Origin of the sequence: Nocardia sp. NPDC060220 (assembly GCF_042727815.1) — a bacterium.
GTDB lineage: Bacteria > Actinomycetota > Actinomycetes > Mycobacteriales > Mycobacteriaceae > Nocardia.
The window spans coordinates 1-2800 of sequence record NZ_JBHWZY010000876.1; the positions used below are offsets into that span (position 1 = coordinate 1).

General features: G+C 69.5%; 2 protein-coding genes and 1 pseudogene. All 3 read left to right on the forward strand.

Features of this window, described 5'->3' with window-relative positions; translation table 11 throughout:
- A partial coding sequence (locus ACFWF3_RS31090) for a lipase family protein (RefSeq protein ID WP_379317289.1) occupies nucleotides 1-1279 on the forward strand: 1279 nt, incomplete at its 5' end.
- An 80-nt stretch (nucleotides 1280-1359) separates the two neighbouring features.
- Complete coding sequence (locus ACFWF3_RS31095; RefSeq protein ID WP_378989815.1) at nucleotides 1360-2394, forward strand: alpha/beta fold hydrolase; 1035 nt, start codon at nucleotides 1360-1362, stop codon at nucleotides 2392-2394.
- 150 nt (nucleotides 2395-2544) lie between these two features.
- Nucleotides 2545-2800 (forward strand): annotated as a pseudogene (locus ACFWF3_RS31100) (esterase family protein); the annotation flags it as partial.

Here is a 2800-nt window from a genome sequence, read left to right on the forward strand (position 1 = left end):
GGATCCTTTCTTCGCGCCGAGGCCCGGGTTCGAGACCCTTGCCGAGGGCACGATCCTGCGTTCGCGGCCGGTCGAGCTCGCCGCGTTCGGTGTGATCGGCATGAAGGTGCGGGCCTGGCAGCTGCTGTATCGCACGACCGATCTCCACGGCATGCCCGAGGCGTCCGTCACCACCGTGGTGACGCCGAGGGGCGGTGTCGCGCCCGGTGCCCCACTGCTGTCGTTCCAGTGCGCGATCGACGCCATCTCGCCGCGGTCGTTTCCGTCCTACGCGTTGCGGCGCGGCTCTCGCGCCGTCGGTACCTTCGTGCACGTCGAACAGCTGTGCTTTGCCGATGCGCTGGCCAGGGGTTGGGCGATCTCGATTCCGGATCACGAAGGCATGCTCGGCGCATGGGGAGCGCCGCGTGAACCGGGCTACCGCGCACTCGACGGCATCCGCGCGGCCCTGGCCTTCGAGCCCGGCGGTCTCGACCCGCAGGCGCAGGTCGGGCTGTGGGGGTACTCGGGCGGCGGGCTGGCCACGGCGTGGGCCGCGGAGATGGCGCCGACCTACGCGCCGGAGCTCGACATCGCAGGCGCCGTGCTCGGCTCCCCGGTGGGCGATCTGGTCTCGACCTTCCATCGCCTCAACGGCGGGCTGCACGCGGGCTTGCCGACCCTCGTCGTCGCCGCGCTGCGCCGGGTGTATCCGGCGTTCGAGGAACTCGTCGCCACCCATTTCAGCGACGAGGGTCGCGCGGTACTCGACAAGGCCGCCGAGTCGACGACCGCCGCCGCGGTGCTGCGATTGGCCCGCTACAACGTCGACCGGCACAGCGGCACCCCGATCGCCGAGTTGCTCGCCATGGAGGCGATGCTGGCCGTCTTCGCCGATCTCACGCTGGGGGACAGGGCGCCCTCGGTGCCGCTGCTGGTGGTGCAAGCCGTGCACGACCAGATCATCGCGGTGGACGATATCGACGCGCTGGTGCAGCGCTACCGCGAGCAGGGCGCGCACGTGACCTACCTGCGCGATCGGGCGAGCGAGCACATCTCGCTGCTGCCGCTGTCGACGCCGCTGAGCCTGAACTGGCTCGACGACCGATTCACCGGCGTCGCGGTGACACCGTCGCAGACCCGGACGGTGCGCAGCGTGCTCGCGCTGCCCGCGGGCCGTCGGGGGTTCGGCGCCCTCGCGCGAGTCGTGCTCCGGGTCCTCTTCGGGCGGCCCATCACGGCCTCGTCGGCCGGTCACGGCAGGGAGCGCACAGTGAACAAGGCTCGTCACGCAGCCTGAAGCAACAATTTACTCGCTGGTAAGATAAGGAATAGTGGGTCTGCCGGCAGGCAGTAACTGGTGAGGTAAGGGGTTTACCGATGGGGATCGTTGCCGATCTGCCGCGCGCGGTGCGCAATGTGTGGTCGGTGTCGTTCGGCGGTGGACTCGAGTCCTACCGCCCCGCACCGTCGACGACGGTGTACGACGGCGCACACCGGCACCTGAAGCGCTACGACCGCACCACGCGGGCGAAGGGCAATCCGGTGCTGCTGGTGCCGCCGCTCGCGGTGACCACGGCCTGCTTCGACCTGCGGCCCGGGCAGAGTCTGGTGCGCTTCCTGCTCGACCAGGGCAGGCAGCCCTACGTCATCGACTACGGCGAATTCGGTTACGCCGACCGCGATCTCGGCCTCGAGGACTGGACCGAGGACATCCTGCCCGAGGCGATCGCGCGGGTCAGTGCGGAACACGACGGCCGTGGCGTCGACATCATCGGCTGGTCGCTGGGTGGTGTGCTCGCGCTGCTGACCGCGGCCGCCCACGCCGACCTGCCGATCGCCTCCATCACCTGCCTGGCCGCGCCGATCGACCAGGCCCGCACCGCGTTCCTGATCCCGCTGCGCTTGGTCGCCAAGGTCACCGGTGGTCGCGAGATGGCCGTGGCGACCAAGGTGATGGGCGGCATCCCGCAGGAATTCGTGCGGCTCGGCTTCCGGATCCAGGCGTTCGACCGCGAGCTCGCCAAACCGATGTTCCTGGCCCGCAACGCCTTCGACACCGAAGCGCTGGCCAGGATGGAGGCCACCGACCGGTTCATGGCCACCATGCCCGGCTACCCGGGCCGCTCGTACTGGCAGATCTATCGCAGCCTGGTGCTGCGCAACGAACTCGCCGGCGGGTCGATCCGACTGCGCTCGGATCTGGTGATCGAACTGTCGAAGGTCACCTGCCGGGTGTTGCTGGCGGGCAGCCCCAGCGACGTGGTGGTGCCCGCCGCCTCGGTGCGCCGCGGCCTCGATGTCCTGCCCAACGCCGCCGAGGTGGAGTTCGTGGAGGTCAGCGGCGGCCACCTCGGACTGGTTTCCGCCGCCGACACCACCTGGCCCGCGATCGAGGAGTTCCTCGGCCGCTGACCCGCGCCCACATCTGTGCCCGCGGAATTTCGGCCGCTCCACCAAACCGCGGGCCGGTGCAGTCCGAACCTCTCTTCATGCCTCACGTCCGCCGTGGGGTGACCCGCACTGATTCGAGCAGTGCATCCGGTAGACGAGAGGTTCGCGCTGGTGAGAAGAACACGTCGATCGATCCGTACGGCCGCGGTAAGCGCCGCGCTGGTGAGCGCGCTGGCCTCGGCCGGGCTGTCGCCGAGCGTCGCTGTCGCCCAACCCGAGACGGCCGGGGTGGTCTCGGCAGTCGATATCGACAGCAGACGCCAGCTGGTGACCGTCTTCTCGCCCGCGATGGACAAGCCGATTCCGGTGCAGGTGATCCGAGCCGCCGATACCGAGAACCCGCGGCCGACGATGTATCTGCTCAACG